Source organism: Pacificitalea manganoxidans (assembly GCF_002504165.1).
Taxonomy (GTDB): Bacteria; Pseudomonadota; Alphaproteobacteria; order Rhodobacterales; family Rhodobacteraceae; genus Pacificitalea; species Pacificitalea manganoxidans.
On record NZ_CP021404.1, the window covers coordinates 1,120,167 to 1,136,256 of the forward strand.

General features: G+C 66.9%; 12 protein-coding genes. 7 read left to right on the plus strand and 5 right to left on the minus strand.

The features are described from left to right. The first annotated feature begins 21 nt into the window (after positions 1-21). The 4 genes from CBW24_RS05145 to CBW24_RS05160 all read left to right on the plus strand — a co-directional run bounded on the left by CBW24_RS05145 (position 22) and on the right by CBW24_RS05160 (position 7,475). The gene (locus tag CBW24_RS05145) at positions 22-2,016 is read left to right on the plus strand and encodes a caspase family protein (RefSeq protein WP_097372885.1); all 1,995 of its coding nucleotides are present in this window, start codon (positions 22-24) and stop codon (positions 2,014-2,016) included. A 152-nt stretch (positions 2,017-2,168) separates the two neighbouring features. Next, positions 2,169-4,532 carry a M23 family metallopeptidase gene (locus CBW24_RS05150; RefSeq protein WP_097372886.1) on the plus strand — a complete coding sequence of 788 codons (2,364 nt, stop codon included), beginning with the start codon at positions 2,169-2,171 and terminating at the stop codon, positions 4,530-4,532. A gap of 77 nt (positions 4,533-4,609) precedes the next feature. After that, the gene (locus CBW24_RS05155; protein WP_097372887.1) at positions 4,610-6,448 is read left to right on the plus strand and encodes an ABC-F family ATP-binding cassette domain-containing protein; all 1,839 of its coding nucleotides are present in this window, start codon (positions 4,610-4,612) and stop codon (positions 6,446-6,448) included. A gap of 442 nt (positions 6,449-6,890) precedes the next feature. Continuing rightward, positions 6,891-7,475, plus strand: coding sequence for an outer membrane protein (locus CBW24_RS05160; RefSeq protein ID WP_097372888.1), 585 nt, complete (start codon positions 6,891-6,893; stop codon positions 7,473-7,475). 193 nt (positions 7,476-7,668) lie between these two features. On the opposite strand, the gene CBW24_RS05165 is transcribed toward CBW24_RS05160, so the two are convergent. Continuing rightward, entirely contained in the window at positions 7,669-7,974 is a 306-nt protein-coding gene (locus tag CBW24_RS05165) for a hypothetical protein (RefSeq protein WP_088662170.1), read from the minus strand. Positions 7,975-8,009: 35 nt separating this feature from the next. Then, entirely contained in the window at positions 8,010-9,185 is a 1,176-nt protein-coding gene (locus CBW24_RS05170) for a pyridoxal phosphate-dependent aminotransferase (protein WP_097372889.1), read from the minus strand. 288 nt (positions 9,186-9,473) lie between these two features. Between CBW24_RS05170 and ureC the strand changes: the two genes are divergently transcribed. Further along, a complete protein-coding gene (gene ureC, locus CBW24_RS05175) occupies positions 9,474-11,183 on the plus strand; it encodes an urease subunit alpha (RefSeq protein ID WP_097372890.1) in 1,710 nt (569 codons plus the stop codon). Between the two features lie 12 nt (positions 11,184-11,195). On the opposite strand, the gene CBW24_RS05180 is transcribed toward ureC, so the two are convergent. Both CBW24_RS05180 and CBW24_RS05185 read right to left on the minus strand, forming a co-directional pair. Then, the gene (locus tag CBW24_RS05180) at positions 11,196-11,606 is read right to left on the minus strand and encodes a hypothetical protein (RefSeq protein WP_097372891.1); all 411 of its coding nucleotides are present in this window, start codon (positions 11,604-11,606) and stop codon (positions 11,196-11,198) included. A gap of 86 nt (positions 11,607-11,692) precedes the next feature. Further along, positions 11,693-12,790 carry an alkane 1-monooxygenase gene (locus tag CBW24_RS05185; protein WP_097372892.1) on the minus strand — a complete coding sequence of 366 codons (1,098 nt, stop codon included), beginning with the start codon at positions 12,788-12,790 and terminating at the stop codon, positions 11,693-11,695. A gap of 111 nt (positions 12,791-12,901) precedes the next feature. On the opposite strand from CBW24_RS05185, the gene ftsY reads away from it, so the two are divergent. After that, the gene (gene ftsY / locus CBW24_RS05190; RefSeq protein WP_097372893.1) at positions 12,902-14,326 is read left to right on the plus strand and encodes a signal recognition particle-docking protein FtsY; all 1,425 of its coding nucleotides are present in this window, start codon (positions 12,902-12,904) and stop codon (positions 14,324-14,326) included. Between the two features lie 135 nt (positions 14,327-14,461). Here the strand turns inward: ftsY and CBW24_RS05195 are convergent, their stop codons facing one another. Further along, the gene (locus tag CBW24_RS05195; protein WP_097374132.1) at positions 14,462-15,034 is read right to left on the minus strand and encodes an MgtC/SapB family protein; all 573 of its coding nucleotides are present in this window, start codon (positions 15,032-15,034) and stop codon (positions 14,462-14,464) included. A gap of 138 nt (positions 15,035-15,172) precedes the next feature. On the opposite strand from CBW24_RS05195, the gene CBW24_RS05200 reads away from it, so the two are divergent. Beyond that, positions 15,173-16,075, plus strand: a complete 903-nt coding sequence (locus tag CBW24_RS05200) for a DMT family transporter (RefSeq protein ID WP_088662163.1) — start codon at positions 15,173-15,175, stop codon at positions 16,073-16,075. The last annotated feature ends 15 nt before the right edge of the window (positions 16,076-16,090 follow it).

Below are 16,090 nucleotides of genomic sequence, written 5' to 3' on the forward strand. Positions count from 1 at the left end.
TTGGATATCCGGACCCGCGCCATGCCCCCCAGGATCACCGATTTTACCCGCTTCGCCCTCAATCCCCGTCATCCTGCGCCGCGCCCGTCGGGCAGGCTGTCTGGCAGTCCGGTGCCCCGGGGCGCGGCCTTGCGCAGGCTGGGCGCGCGTCTGGGCGGCGGTGCGGCGCTGTCGATCATGTTCTGCACCGCGATGGCGGGCACGGCGCAGGCGAAGCGGCTCGCGCTGATCGTCGGGAACGCTGAATATGACAATGTCTATTCGCTGAAAAACGCCACCAATGACGCCCGCGATGTGGCGGCGGCGCTGGAGCGGCTGGATTTCGAGGTGACGCTGCTGACCGACATGGACCGCGCCGCGCTGGAGGCGGAGGTCGCGGCATTCGCTGAACGCGCCGATGCGGAGGATGTGGAAAGCACGCTGTTCTTCTTCTCGGGCCATGCGTTTCAGTTGGACGGGGTGAACTACCTGATGCCGTCCGATGCGGCGCTGAGCGACAAGGCCTCGATCCAGCAGGCGACATGGCGGCTCGACGATATCGTGCGGCAGCTGGAGGACCGCAACCGCCAGACGCTGATCTTCCTCGATGCCTGCCGCAACAACCCGCTGCCGGAAAACGCGCGGGCCGGGCAGGCCGAAGGTCTGGCAAAGATGCAAACCGGATCGGGCACCTTCGTGGCTTTTGCCACCCAGCCCAATAACGTCACCGCCGACGGGGCGGGCGACAACAGCCCCTTTACCGAGGCGCTGCTGAACCATGTCGAAAGCTCCGGCATCTCGATTTCGGACATGATGATCCGCGTCCGCAACGAGGTCGAAAGCGCCACGTTCGGCAAGCAGACCCCGTGGGATCAGTCCTCGCTGCGTGCGCAGTTCTATTTCGCGCCACAGGTCGAACGCTCGGCCGAACTGACGGATGCGGATTACGAGATGATCGCCGCGCTCGACCCTGAAATTCGCGCCCGGCTGCTGGCCGCACTGGGCAATAGCGGTGTCGCGATCGAAATCGAGGAGGTCGAGGACGAGGTGGAAGCCAAACGTCTGGCCTCCGTCACCCCCGACTTCATCATCGAAGACCCCGATGCCGATCTGTCCGATCTGGAGGCCGCCGCGGCCGCGCAGGCGGAGGCGGAAGTGACCCCCGCCGTCGTGGCAGATGCCCCACAGGCCCAACCGGCGGATGTGACGCCGGGCTTTGAGATCGTCGACGTGCCTGAGCCGGAAACGCCGGGCACCGCGACGGGCGAGGCCGCAACACAAGTGGCCAGCGCCGAGCGCACCCGCCCCGCGCTGCCGGACGCCGCCGGGGTCACCGCAAACACCGCCGCCACGGGCATTGCTGGCGCTACGCAGGCAGAACCCGCCACCGCGCAGCCGGGCGAAACCCTGCGTCTGGCCGATGCGCTGCCCGCTGATCCGACCCGCGAGCGGGAGATCATGATGACCGGCTCCGGCGAGGAGGCGCTGGTGCTGGCGCATCTGTCGCCGTCCCGGTCGCTGGAGCCGATATTTGAGCCACGATCACGCGTGCCGGGGGAGGAACTGACCCGCGAGGCCGCCGCTGATGTGGGCATCGACTTGCCCGAGGAGGTCAACGATCTGGAAGGCCGCGAACTGGCTTTGGCCGTGCAGACCGAATTGCAGCGGCTGGGATGCTACCGCTCCGGGCTCGACGGGCTATGGGGGCGCGGCTCGGCGCTTGGCATGGCGCGCTACTACGCGACCAAGAAAACGGCAGCCGCGACGCTGGACCCCTCCATGCAGGTGCTGCGCGTGCTGAAGACCGAACCAAAGGTGGTGTGCGAGGTCGCGGTTGAACAGAAAAACCAGCGCGTTGCGGCGGTAAAGGCCAAGGTCCGCAAACAGAAGGCCGCAGAGGTGAAAGCCGCCGCGCCCGTGCGCAAGGCCGCCCCCGCCAAGAAAAAGATCACGATCCGCGCCGCGCCGACCACCACGACGAATTCCAGCGGTCAGCAGAAAACGATCAAGCGGATGAATACCGGCGTGTTCCGGTAACGGACGCGAAGCCACCGCGCGGGGCCGAGGATGGCCGCGCCGGTGACGTGACGAGTTGGGGATGAGTGTGTGCGACCCTGCCGACAGTCCAGCCAGACCCGCGCCCCGTGACCGGCGGATGACACCGGCTGCGCGCCGGGGCTGAGGTCGCGATGCAGGATGTCGATCCCCGCTTTCACAAACACAAGGCCCGCGCCGCGCGCCGCCGCCGTCGGGCCGGTCTGACGCGGCTGGGCTGGCCGCTGCTGGCGCTCGCCGTGCTGGGCGGGCTGGGGGCCGGTCTGTGGCTAACGCGGGCGCAATGGAGCTTTGGCCCCGTCGAGATCGCGGAGGAGGATCTGGCGGAGGATCTGGTCGCGTTCGAGGATGAGGCCGCGCAAACCTCCGCCGCCTTTGCCGCCGCTTTCATCGACATTCCCGGCGATCCGCTGTTGATCCGGCTGGAGACGGCCGACACGGCCCGGACCACGCGCAAACTGACCCCGCCGGAGGGCTTCGCCCCCGCCCGCGCCACAGCGGAATTGCTGCTGGTCGAGGATGTGATGGTCAGTTCCGAGGAGCGCTTCATCACGACATTGCCCTCCAGTCAGGAGGATTTCGCGTTCTTTCAGGCGCAGAAAACGGGAGGCGGCGCGGTAGTGCCGGAACGCGCCGATGTGGCGGAGGCGGTGCTGGCGGATGTCGAGGATGGCGACACGCCCACCACCGAGACGCCCGCCACTGACACTGACCCGCCCGACGCCACACCAGACCCCGACCTTGCGCTTGGCGATGATGCGGGCGGCTGGGGCGAAACGCTCGACAACCGGACCGAAGCCTTGCCGGGGTTCGAAAAGACCCGCATCGAAAACACGACCTCCATCGCCTTTGTCCGCGATGAACAGCGCAGGCGCCCAGCCTATAACGATATTTTCGTGCGGATCTCGGCGCGGCGGGACGTGGCCGGGCTGCTGACCGATAACGGCTTTGACGCGGAGGAGGCCGCGACGGTCGCGACCTCTGCCAAGGATATCCTCGCGTTGGAGACGCTGGAGCCCGGCCATGTCGTCGCGCTGCGGGGGCGGCCCGGCGCGGATGGCAAACGCCGCTTCGTGCAGATGTCGGTCTATGGCGCCGACACGTATCACGGAACGCTCGGCGTGTCCGATGCGGGCGATCTGGGGCTGGCCACGGACCCGTGGGTCGCAGATGAGCTGTTCGACTACACCGGCACCGAACAGGAAGAAGTCACCGCCGGTCAGAAATACCGGATGCTGGATGCGTTCTATTCCACCGCGATCCGCAACCGGGTGCCCGCGATTGTGGTGGGGGAGGCGATCTCGCTTCTGTCGAAGGCGCATGATCTGGATGCCTTCGCCAATCCCGGCGACCGTATGGTGCTGCTCTATGCGCCGGAACGGGGGGAGGCGGCCAGCGGCGCGGCGCAGCTTTACTATATCGGGCTGAAGGGCGCGTCGGTGGATGTGGATTGCTTCGTCTTCGCGGGCGGCGACGATTACGCCTGTTTCGGCGCGAAGCCGGGGCAGGGCGGCAGCGGTGGTGGCACCGTGGGGGGGATGGTGACGCCGGTAAAGGGCGTGCTGACCTCGCGCTTTGGCCCCCGCACCCATCCGGTTCTGAAAACCGTGCGCGTGCACAAGGGCGTCGACTGGGCCGCGCCCACCGGCACCCCCATTCACGCGGCTTTTGACGGGCGTGTCAGCTATGCGGGCGACGGGCGCGGCTATGGCAATCTGGTGAAGCTGACCCATGCCAACGGGTTCGAGACCCGCTATGCGCATATGTCCCGGTTCGGCACCCAGACCGGCGCGCAGGTGCGGGCGGGCGATGTGATCGGCTATGTCGGGACGACCGGCCTGTCCACCGGGCCGCATCTGCATTTCGAAATGTATCTCGACGGGCAGGCCATCGACCCGTTCGCAGCCGCCGCCCCGCCCGCGCAGGGCGATCCGGGCGCAGCGGCGGTGGAGGTGCTGGTGGCGCAGATCATCAAGGTCGAAAGCGCAGGCAACGCCCATGCCAAGAACCCGCTATCGACTGCCACCGGGCTGGGCCAGTTCATCGAAAGCACATGGATCCGCATGATGCGCACCTACCGCCCCGATTTGGTGGCGCAACTGGGCCGGGTGGAATTGCTGGCACTGCGCACCGATCCCACCATCAGCCGGGAGATGGTCAAGAACCTCGCACGGGAAGGCGAAAGCTATCTGCGCGCGCGCGGGCATGCGATCACGGCTGGGCGGCTTTACCTGTGCCATTTTCTGGGGGCCGAAGGGGCGCATCTGGTCCTGTCCTCGCCGGATGAGGCGCCGCTCATCAATGTGCTGGGCGGGGGCGTGATCCGCGCCAATCCGTTCCTGCGCGGCAAAACGGTCGCCTACGTCAAACAATGGGCCGAGAAGAAGATGACCGGACGCGGGCAGACCGCCATCGCCGTCGCACCGCCCGTGGTGCGCGAGCCCGCCGGGCTCGCCGATTTCCGCCAGCAGGTGCGCGCGCTGATCGGGCAGGGCTGAGACAGCGGTGACGCTCGTCTGCCTGCCCCATGCAGCGCCGCTTGACCTCCTCCCATCCGCAGAGTAGCCCGCGCATCATGGCGCGCGCACCCCTTCTCCAGCTTTCCGACATCTCGCTCACCTTTGGTGGGGAGCCTGTCTTCCGTGACCTCGACCTTGTGGTCCAACCCGGTGATCGGGTGGCATTGGTGGGGCGTAACGGCTCTGGCAAATCCACCTTGATGAAGGTGATGGCCGCGCTCGTCGAACCCGATCAGGGCATCCGTGTCGTGCCGCCGGGCATCACCGTGGGCTACATGGAACAGGAACCCACGATGGAAGGCTTTGCGACGCTGGGCGACTTTGCCGCGTCGCAGCTGGATATCGGAGAAGAATACCGCGTGGCGATGGTCGCCGATGGTCTGAAATTCGATCCCGACACCCCCGTGGCCACCGCTTCGGGCGGGGAGCGGCGGCGCGCGGCGCTGGCCAAGCTGCTGGCCGAAGATCCCGAATTGATGCTGCTCGACGAGCCGACGAACCACCTCGATATCGAAGCGATCGCATGGCTGGAAGAACAGCTTGCCTCGACCCGTTCGGGCTATGTGCTGATCTCCCACGACCGGGCATTTCTCAGCCGCCTGACCCGCGCGACCCTGTGGATCGACCGGGGGCAGGTGCGGCGGCAGGAGGCCGGGTTCGAGGCGTTCGAAACATGGCGCGATAAGGTCTGGGCCGACGAGGACGACGCCCGCCATAAGATGGACCGCAAGATCAAGGCCGAAGCCCGCTGGGCCGTCGAAGGCATCTCTGCCCGGCGCAAGCGCAATCAGGGCCGTGTGCGGGCGTTGCAGGATCTGCGGGCCGAGCGGTCTTCGATGATCCGGCGGCAGGGCACGGCGGATCTGGCGCTGGAGGCAGGGCAAACCTCGGGCAAGCTGGTGGCCGAGGCGACCGAGATCGGCAAACGCTACGGCGATAAGGTCATTCTGCGCGACTTTTCGATCAAGGTGCTGCGCGGCGACCGGGTGGCCTTTGTCGGGCCGAACGGCGCAGGTAAAACGACATTGCTGAAAATGCTGACCGGCGAGGTCGAGCCTGACAGCGGCAGCATCCGACGCGGCACCAATTTGGAACTTGCGGTGTTCGATCAGACCCGCGCGCAGCTCGACCCTGATGCGTCGCTGTGGGAAAACCTGACCGGCGATCCCCTGATGCGCATTTCGGGGCAGGCCGATCAGGTCATGGTGCGCGGCACCCCGCGCCATGTGGTGGGCTATCTGAAGGATTTCCTGTTTGACGAACGGCAGGCCCGCGCGCCGGTGCGGTCGCTGTCGGGGGGCGAAAAGGCGCGGCTGCTGCTGGCCCGGCTGATGGCGCAGCCCTCGAACCTGCTGGTGCTGGATGAGCCGACCAACGATCTGGACATCGAAACGCTGGATCTGTTGCAGGATCTGTTGGGCGATTACGATGGCACCGTGCTGCTGGTGAGCCACGACCGCGATTTTCTCGACCGGGTGGCGACGACCACCGTGGCGATGGAGGGCGACGGCGAAGCGACGGTCTATGCGGGCGGGTGGAGCGATTATCGCAGCCAGCGCGCCGGAAGCCGGGCGGAACCCAAGGTCGAGGCCAAGCCTGCGCCAGCGGCAGGGAAACCCGGTAAGACGGCACAGAAACCCGCCGAAACCCCGGTGGCCGCCCCGGCGAAGGGGCTGAGCTTTACCGAAAAGCACCGGCTGGAAGAATTGCCCGGCGTGATCGAACGGCTTGGTGCCGAAATCGCCAAACTGGAGCAGTTGATGGCCGATCCGGAGCTGTTTTCGCGCGAACCCGTCAAATTCCGCAAGGCGACCGAGGCGCTGAGCGCGCGGCAGGCCGCCTTGGCCGAAGCCGAAGACGAATGGCTGGAGCTGGAAGAGCGCGCGGCTGGCTGATCCGGCAGGCGGCGTGTCCGGTCCCGTGTATTCGGGCGCGGAGTATTCCCTGAAATCATTAGCCTGTAGGGGCATTTAGGGGTAGCAGGTCGGCGGCCCCTGTCCCCGCATGCGCGGCTGAGCCATCCAGTATCGGCGCGCACAGACTGCCTGCAACGACTGTTCTACGCAGCAGGATTGTGGTTCCGTCGCAACAGTTTCAAACCGATTTCAAAAGCCGATCACATCAGCGAGAAACCACCCAAAGTCCTTGGAAACACGCAGATTTTCGCCTGTTTGCGTGAGGTCAAATGAGCTTTCACCGTCCCGTGAGGTGCAATCCCGGAACAGCAGGACTAGATCGGCGTTGAGGCGTCGATGCAGCGGCTGAGATTCGTGATCTTGGCGCCCAGTTGCACAACAGAATCCGCCAGAGTGCGGCAGTCAACGTTAGGAGACAGATATGAAGAAACTTGCAATCCTTGCCCTCGGCACGACCGTTCTGGCGACCCCGGTTCTGGCCGGCAACCTGCAGCCCGTCGTGGTTGAGCCCGCTCCCGCCGCACCCGCGATCATCGCCCCCGTCACCGGCGACTGGACCGGCGGCTACGTCGGCGGTCAGCTGGGCTACGGCGACCTGAACAGCGATGACTTCGACGACGAAGACACCGATGGCGGCATCTACGGCCTGCAGGCTGGTTACGACTACGACTTCGGCCAGTTCGTTCTGGGTGGTGAGCTTGCTGTTGACGGCACCTCCATCGAGTCCGACTCCGGCGCAGAAATCGACAGCATCACCCGTCTTGGCGCCCGCGCCGGTGCTGACCTCGGCCAGACCCTCGTTTACGGTGCTCTGGGTGCCGCTCAGGCGTCCACCGACTTCGGCACCGACACCGGCTACTACTTCGGTGGTGGTGTTGAATACATGGTCACCGACTCCGTCAGCGTCGGCGGCGAAGTTCTGTCCCACCGTTTCGACGATTTCGATGACACCGGTGCTGACTTCGACGCGACCACCGCTGCTGCGAAAGTCAACTTCCGCTTCTGATCCCTCCAGATCTACGGAAGAGAAAGGGCGGTCCTTCGGGGCCGCCCTTTTTCATGCGCGGTCGGTTTAACGGCGCGCGAATGCGGGCGGCGGTCAGCGTGACAGCGGCAGTCGAAAGCCGCGGCCAGTGTGAACGCTCGGAAATGCGCGCGGCGCGCAGCCTTGAAACGGTCGGTGTCAGCGGCAAACAGCACTACGGAGGGCACTTGATCGGCCCTTCCACAAGGTTCCAATCGCCCTGCAGATCGGCGGCATCCGCGGTGCAGCCGCTTGCCTCCTCGATCACGGATACGACCGCGGCGCGGAACAGCGGCACATTGCGCGGGCGGCCCATACTGGTGCGGATCACGCGGGCCCGCTCGGCATCGTGAAACACGCGGAATGTCATGCCTGCGCGGTCGATATCGGTGCCTGTCTGCCCGGCGAAATCCAGGCCGCCGGTGTTGCAGCCGACCAGCAGCAGAAGCGCGCAGAGCAAGGGGAGCAAACAGCGGTCCATGCCGCCACCTTGTCCCGCGAACCGTAAAATTGAGGTTAACGCCCCTCTGCCAGCCCGGCGGCCACGTCGCAGAGCGTCGCGAATGCGGTCGCGAAACGGTCATCGGGCACGGTCAGCGCGACACGGATCTGCCCGGCGGCGGCGCGGCCAAAACTGGCGCCAGGCATCACCGCGATTCCGTGCCGGTCCAGCAGCAGATCCGCGAACGCCGCGCCATCGAGCCCGGTCGCGCGCACATCCAGCATCATATACATCGCCCCCGAGGGCGGCATCGCCGTCAGCGCCTGTTGCTGGGACAGCATCCCCACCGCCAGCTCCCGACGCCTGCGAAACGGGGCGGCGACCTGCGCCGCCAGCCGGTCACCCTGTTCCAGCGCAAACAGCGCCGCATCCTGAACAAACCCCGGCACGCCATAGGTGGTGTTGAGCGACAGTGAAATCAGCCGCGCGATGGCGGTTTCCGGCGCGATGATCCAGCCGATGCGGCTGCCGGTCATGGCATAGATCTTGGACATGGAGCCGATGACCATCGTGCGCTCCACCATGCCGGGCAGGGCGCGGGGCGACAGGTGCTCCCCCTGCCAGACCTGCGTGTCATAGACCTCGTCCGAGATCACGGTCAGGTCGTGACGTTTGGCGGTGGCGGCGATCGCCTCGCAAGTGGCGCGGCTGTAAACCGCGCCGGTGGGGTTGTTGGGCGTGTTCACCAGCAGCGTTCGCGCGCCCGCGGCGGCGGCGTCCAGATCGGCGGCTGTGGGCTGGAACCCGGTTTCGGGGCGCGTTTTGACCGCCACCGGCACGCCGCCCGTGGCCCGGATCGTGCCGGGATAGGTGGTGTAATAGGGCTCGATATGCAGGGCGCGGTCGCCGGGGTCGAGCGCGGCCATATGTGCGGCAAACAGCGCCGCCTGCCCGCCAGAGGTAACGATCACCTGGTCGGGGGTCGTCGGCACGCCGGTGCGGGCCTCGGTGCGGGCGGCAATGGCGGCGCGCAGGGCCGGGATGCCGGGCACATCGGCGTAGCCGGTGTGGCCCCCAGCGGCGGAGCGGGCCATCGCGTCCAGAATCACGGGATCGGTGCGGGTGTCCGGCTCACCGATGGTCAATTCCGTCACCGGCTGCCCCGCGCGCACCATCGCCCGCGCGCGGTAGAACAAATCCCAGCCATCACCATCGGGGCTGAGGGTCGTGATCCGCTGGCTGAGACGCATGGGGCAGGCTCCGTATCGGGGTGTCGCGGCCAACCTCGGGCCTGTGTCGGGCGGTGTCAAAGGGGGTTGGCCGTGCGACGTCGGGGCAGCGCCGCCGCCGGTGGGGCGGGGTGCGGTGCCGGGGGCTCGGGGGCCTGCACCCGGCCCGCGCAGGTCGGGGGGGGGAAGCGCCCAATACTTGGGCAGATCACAGAAACCCGGCGCGGCAACGCTGGTTTGACGGGCATGGGCGTTTGCACCCCGTGGCCGCTTCGGCCAATCTCCGGGCCAGACCAACCGGAGGACCAGATGCCCGCCAAGATCTCCCGCGCGACCTATGCCGACATGTACGGCCCGACCACCGGCGATAAGCTGCGGCTGGCCGATACCGACCTGATCATCGAGGTGGAGCGCGACCTGACCACCTATGGCGAGGAGGTAAAGTTCGGCGGCGGCAAGGTGATCCGCGACGGCATGGGGCAATCGCAGGTGACGCGCGCCGAAGGCGCGGCGGACACGGTCATCACCAACGCGCTGATCGTAGATGCGACCGGGATCTATAAGGCCGATGTGGCGCTGCGCGACGGCTGCATCGCGGGCATCGGCAAGGCGGGCAACCCGGACACCCAGCCGGGCGTCGATATCGTCATCGGTCCGGGCACCGAGGTGATCGCGGGCGAGGGGCGGATCCTGACCGCTGGCGGGTTTGACAGCCATATCCATTTCATCTGCCCGCAACAGGTCGATGACGCGCTGCATTCGGGCGTGACGACGATGCTCGGCGGCGGCACCGGCCCCGCGCACGGCACGCTGGCCACGACCTGCACGCCGGGGCCTTGGCATATCGGGCGGATGTTGCAGGCGCTCGATGGGTTGCCGATGAATTTCGGCCTGTCGGGCAAGGGCAACGCCTCGCGCCCCGATGCGCTGGTCGAAATGGTCAATGCGGGCGCCTGCGCGCTGAAGCTGCACGAAGATTGGGGCACTACGCCCGGCACCATCGATTGCTGCCTGTCGGTCGCCGACGACATGGATGTGCAGGTGATGATCCATACCGACACGCTCAACGAGTCGGGCTTTGTCGAAAATACCGTGGCGGCGATGAAGGGCCGGACCATCCATGCCTTCCATACCGAGGGCGCGGGCGGCGGTCATGCGCCCGATATCATCAAGGTGGTGGGCGAAAACCACGTCCTGCCCAGTTCCACCAACCCGACGCGGCCCTACACCAAAAACACGCTCGAAGAGCATCTCGATATGCTGATGGTCTGTCACCATCTCGACAAGGCGATCCCCGAAGATGTCGCCTTTGCCGAAAGCCGTATCCGCAAGGAAACCATCGCTGCCGAGGACATCCTGCACGACATGGGCGCGTTTTCGATCATCGCGTCCGACAGTCAGGCGATGGGCCGCATCGGCGAGGTGGTCATCCGCACATGGCAGACCGCGCATAAGATGAAGCAGCAGCGCGGGCGGCTGGCCGAGGAAACCGGCGACAACGACAATTTCCGCGTGCGCCGCTACATCGCGAAATACACAATCAACCCCGCCATCGCGCACGGGCTGAGCCGTCACATCGGCTCGATCGAGGTCGGCAAACGCGCCGATCTGGTGCTATGGAACCCGGCCTTTTTTGGGGTGAAACCGGAAATGGTGCTGATCGGCGGGATGATCGCGGTGGCGCAGATGGGCGATCCCAATGCCTCGATCCCCACACCGCAGCCGGTCTATTCGCGCCCCATGTTCGGCAGCTATGGCCGCGCGCTGGGGCACAGCTCGGTCACCTTCGTGTCGGCGGCGGCGCAGGCGGCGGATATTGGCGCCACGCTGGGGCTGCATAAAACGACCGTGGCGGTCGAAAACACCCGCAATATCGGCAAATCCGACATGGTGATGAACGCCTATCTTCCGAAAATCGACGTGAACCCCGAAACCTACGAGGTCCGCGCCGATGGCGAATTGCTGACCTGCGAGCCTGCGGCAGAATTGCCGATGGCGCAGCGCTACTTCATGTTCTGAGGCGCGATTTCGTCACACGCCGACATCGGGGCCGAGGCAATGCATCGGCTCGTCCGCCCCGGCCTCGCTCAACTGAACCGCGCCGGGGTCGTCCTCGAACACGGCGCGCAGGCCTTGGCCGGTGTCGTAGAAGGTCCAGCAATGGGTCTCGGGCGTGCGTTCATAGACGAAGCAGATGAACTGATCCTGCGGATACCACCGCCCCTCGCGGCAGTCGCCATCGAGAAAGGACCAGCGCACCCGGCGGTCGGCGTCGTATTCCTCCATGCCATAGGCATATCCGTCGGACGAAAACGTCAGCGTCTTACCGGTGGTGTAGGCTTCGAATTCGGCGGCGGACATGGGGCGCTCCTGCGCCAGCGCGGGCAGGGCCACAAGCGCGCTGAGCAGAAACGCGGAAACGGGCGGGCAAGCGGACGACATCGGGCGAAATCCTTGGCTGCGGTCAGGCGCAAGGTGCCAGCCCGCGCCGCCGCTGACCAGTGCCGCGCCTCTCGCAATCGCGTGAGCTATTCGGCGGCGCGGGGCGCGCGGGCGGGCCGTTCTGCCGGGTCGGCCCATGCGCGCACGCGCCCGTCCATTTCACGCCGCCAGAGCCGGGGTGCCAGCGCCAGCAGCGCCATGCGGGGCAGGGCGCGCGGCAGGGTCGGCGCGCTGTCCGGGGCGGGCAGGCGCAGCGCGGGAAAGGCCCGGTCGGGATGGGCGTGATGGTCGGAATGGCGCGGCGCGTTCAGCATCAGCAGCGCGCTGGCCCGGTGTGGCGCGTTCCACGAATGGCGGGCGGTGACCGGCCCGTAGCGCCCATCTTCCAGCCGGGCGCGGCGCAGCCCGTAATGCTGCACATAATCCGACAGCAGCAATTGCGTCGTGGCGTGGCCCGCCAGCGCCAGATACCACATCAGCCCGGCCGCGCCGCCCAAGGCCAGCGCGATGACGCACCATAAAACCCCGCCCGCGATATAGACGCCATAGGGCGTGGCGGTCAGCGGCACCCGCGCCGCGCCGCCCCGGCGCCGGGCGATCAGCGCCCGCTCCGCCGCCAGCCCCGCGCGAAATGACCCGATCCATGCGCGCGGCGCGAAATGCCAGAATCCCTGTCCCAGCCGGGCGCTGTTGGGGTCTTCAGCCGTGGCGACGAACCGGTGATGCACCTTCGGATGGGCGGAGGCATGATGTCCGAAGAGATGCGAGATGAACACCCAGCGCCCCAGTCGCCGCAGCCAGCGGTTGGAACGGTGGATCAACTCATGCGCGTTGGAATTGCCGACCTGCCCCATGAACAGCGCCAGCGCGGTGAATAGCGCCAGATCCTGCACCACGCCGCGCGCGCCCTCGGCCAGCACGGCGATGCCCGCGCCCAGCAGCCCGAAATGTGCGCAGGCCAGCAGCACCGACAGCGCATCTGCGGCGGGAAATTCGCGGGGCTCGGTCTCCGGGCTGCGCGCCGCCGCCGCAGCCGCGCCCGCCAGCTCGTCCAGCAGCGCCACCGCCAACGTGATGTATCCCAGCGCAAGCCACGTCCACAGCCCGCCCCATGCCAGCGCCAGCGTCAGCAGCGGCACGGGGGCGAGGCTCGCCACGGCAAACATCCAGATCGCGGTCGGCATGGGCACTCCGGCAAGGCGCGGTTGGCAACAGGTCGGTCGGGACAGGGCGGTGTTGCCCTTTCCCTTGGCAGCATGTCGCATTAGGTGAAGGGCAGTCTAGCGGGAGTTGTCATGGCATTCTTCACAAAGCTCAAGGACCGGCTGTTCAAGACCTCGTCGAAGCTCGAAGAGGGGCTCGACGCGATTGTCGCCGACGGCGGCGACCAGCCCGGTGAAACCCCACCGCAGGCGCCCCCCGAGGCGCCCGCACCGAAAGCGCCCCCCGAGGCGCCACAGCCCGATGCCCCTCCTGAGGCGCCGGAGCCCGATCTGCCGCCCGAGGCACCACAGCCCGACGCGCCCGACGAAACCCCGGTGCCCGACACCCCGCGCGAGATGCCGCCCACCCCCGCGCCGGACCTGCCGCGCCCGGCCACGCCCGAACCGCGCCCGGACCTGCCGGAAACGCCGCGCCCGGATCCGGCCCCCGATGGCATTCCCGGCACCACGCCGACCGAAGTGCCGCAAACACCCGATGTAACCCCGCAGCCGGAGCCGGTGGGCGTGCCGATGCCCGGCTCGGCGGGCAATACGATGCCGCTGGAGATCCCGTTGCAGGATCTGCCCAACGGTCACGGCAACACCCCCTCGGACGCGCCCGCGCGCGCCGAGGGCGGTCTGCTGGGGCGGCTCTTTCGCGGCAATGCCCCTGCCGCCGTGCCGCGCCGGGTGCTGGACGATGATATGGTCGAAAGCCTTGAGGAGCTGCTCATCAGCGCCGATATGGGCGTGGATACCGCCCTGCGCGTCACCGCCAACATGGCCGAGGGGCGCTATGGCCGCCGGGTCTCCACGCAGGAAATCAAGGAATTGCTGGCCCATGAGATCGCCGCGATCATGGAGCCCGTCGCCCGCCCGCTGCCGATCTACCCGACCCGCCCGCAGGTGGTGCTGGTGGTCGGCGTCAATGGCTCCGGCAAGACCACGACCATCGGCAAACTCGCCAGCCAGTTCCGCGCCGCCGAAAAGAGCGTGGTGATCGCGGCGGGCGACACGTTCCGCGCCGCAGCGGTGGAGCAGTTGCAGGTCTGGGGCGACCGTGCGGGCGTGCCGGTGCTGACCGCGCCCGAAGGCTCCGACCCCGCAAGCCTTGCCTTTGACGCGATGACCCGCGCGCAGGCCGATGGCGCGGACCTGCTGTTGATCGACACTGCCGGACGGCTGCAAAACCGCGCCGATCTGATGGAAGAGCTTTCGAAAATTGTCCGGGTGATCCGTAAGAAAGACCCCGAGGCCCCGCATAACACCCTGCTGGTTCTGGACGCCACCACCGGCCAGAACGCGATCAATCAGGTCGAGACGTTCCGCAAGCTGGCGGATGTGTCCGGTCTGGTGATGACCAAACTCGACGGCACCGCCAAGGGCGGCGTGCTGGTGGCGCTGGCCGATAAGTTCGGCCTGCCGATCCATGCCATCGGCGTGGGCGAGCAGATCGACGACCTTGCGCCCTTCGATCCGGAGGAATTCGCCGCCGCGCTGACCGGCCTTGCCCGGTGACCGCGCGGGCGCGGGTCTGTAGGGGGCGCCGCTGCCTGCCTGCTCCCGCCGCCGCGTTAGCGCCGGGCGCCGATGGGCCGGGGTATCGCGGCAAACCCCGGCGCTTGCCGATCATGGCAGATCATCCGTGACGGCTCAGTCCGCAGGTCGCGTGCGCTCCTTGCGCCCGCTGCTCGGCTTGGCGTCGGGCGTGGCGTCTGGCTTCGTCTCGGATGTCAGGGTGTCTTCCGGCGCGTCCAAGCGCCCGGCCAGACGGTGCAGCAGCCATAGCACCATCAATGCCAGCGTCGTCGCCAGCGCGGCGAGGGGAATATTTCCGATGCCGCAGGTCAGCCCGATTGCACCGGCAAGCCACATGCCCGCGCCGGTGGTCAGCCCCTTGACCTTCACCCCTTGCGTGATGATCGAGCCAGCGGCAAGGAAGGCCACGCCCGATGTCACCGCTTCGATCAGGCGCAGGGGATCGGTGCGCAGCACGTCTTCGTCGTTGCGCGGCAACTCCATCAGGTCAAAGGCGATCAGGGTGAACAGACATGCGGCAAGGGCGATCATGATATGGGTGCGCAGCCCGGCGGATTTCTCGTGGCGTTCGCGCTCCCAGCCGATCAGTCCGCCCAGCACCATCGCGGACATCAACCGCAGGAATGCCACGGAGACGGGCGTGGCGGTGAAACTGTCGAGGAATTCGGATTTGAGAAGGTCGAGCATGAATTTGTTTTGGGGTCCTGAGCCGTTCCCCAACAAAACCACCACAGCGCGCGAAAGTTTCCAGCCGTTTTGCATTCCCGCCCTGCGGGCCGCGTGGGCCGGGGTGCGTGGCGCATGGGTGCGGACGGGGCAGGCGGCATGAGCGCGCTCATCCACAGCATCGAGGGCACCGAGCTTGGCCATCAACTGGCGCTGATGCTGGCGCTGACGGCGGCGGTGCTGCATGCGATCTTTGGCGCGCTGCAGAAAGGCCGGGTCGATCCGTGGCTGTCGCGCGGCGCCATCGACACATGGCTGGTGATCCTGATGCTGCCGGTGGCGCTGTTTCTGGTGCCGTGGCCGCGCGGGATCGAATGGCTGGTGCTGGCAGGCACGATCCCCGTGCATACGGCCTATAAGCTGGGCACCGCGCTCAGCTACAGCCGGGGGGCCTTTACGGTCGTCTATCCGGTGGTGCGCGGCATGGGACCCTTGTTCACCGTGATCGGCGCATGGCTCATCTTTGACGAGACGTTCTCGGGTGTGCAGTGGCTGGGCGTCGGGCTGCTTCTGGCCGGGATCTTCGGTCTGGCGGTCTATAACCTGATCCATGTCAGCATCGACCGCGACACGCTGGTGCCTGCCTTGTGGCTGGCCGTTCTCACCGGGTTTCTGGTGGCCTGCTACACCACCTATGACGCCTATGGCATTCGGCTGACGCCGAACCCGTTCACCTTTCTTGCGTGGTTTTTTCTGATCACGGCCTTTGACATGCCGGTCATCGCTTGGTTCCGCTACCGCCGGATGCCGGAGCCGCCGCCCGTCCGGACGCTGGCCCGGCTGGGGTTCATCGGGGCAGTGATCGCGGTGGGCAGCTTCGGCTCCGTCATGATGGCGACCCGGCTCGACAAGGTCGGCGAAGCCGCCGTGCTGCGCGAAACCTCCACTGTCTTTGCCGCGCTGATCGGCTGGGTTTTCCTCAAGGAGACGGTCGGACCGCGCCGCTTGGCGTTGATGGCTTTGATCGCGCTTGGCGCCGTGGTAGTCGAGGCAGGCGGCTGAGCCCGAGGAACATGA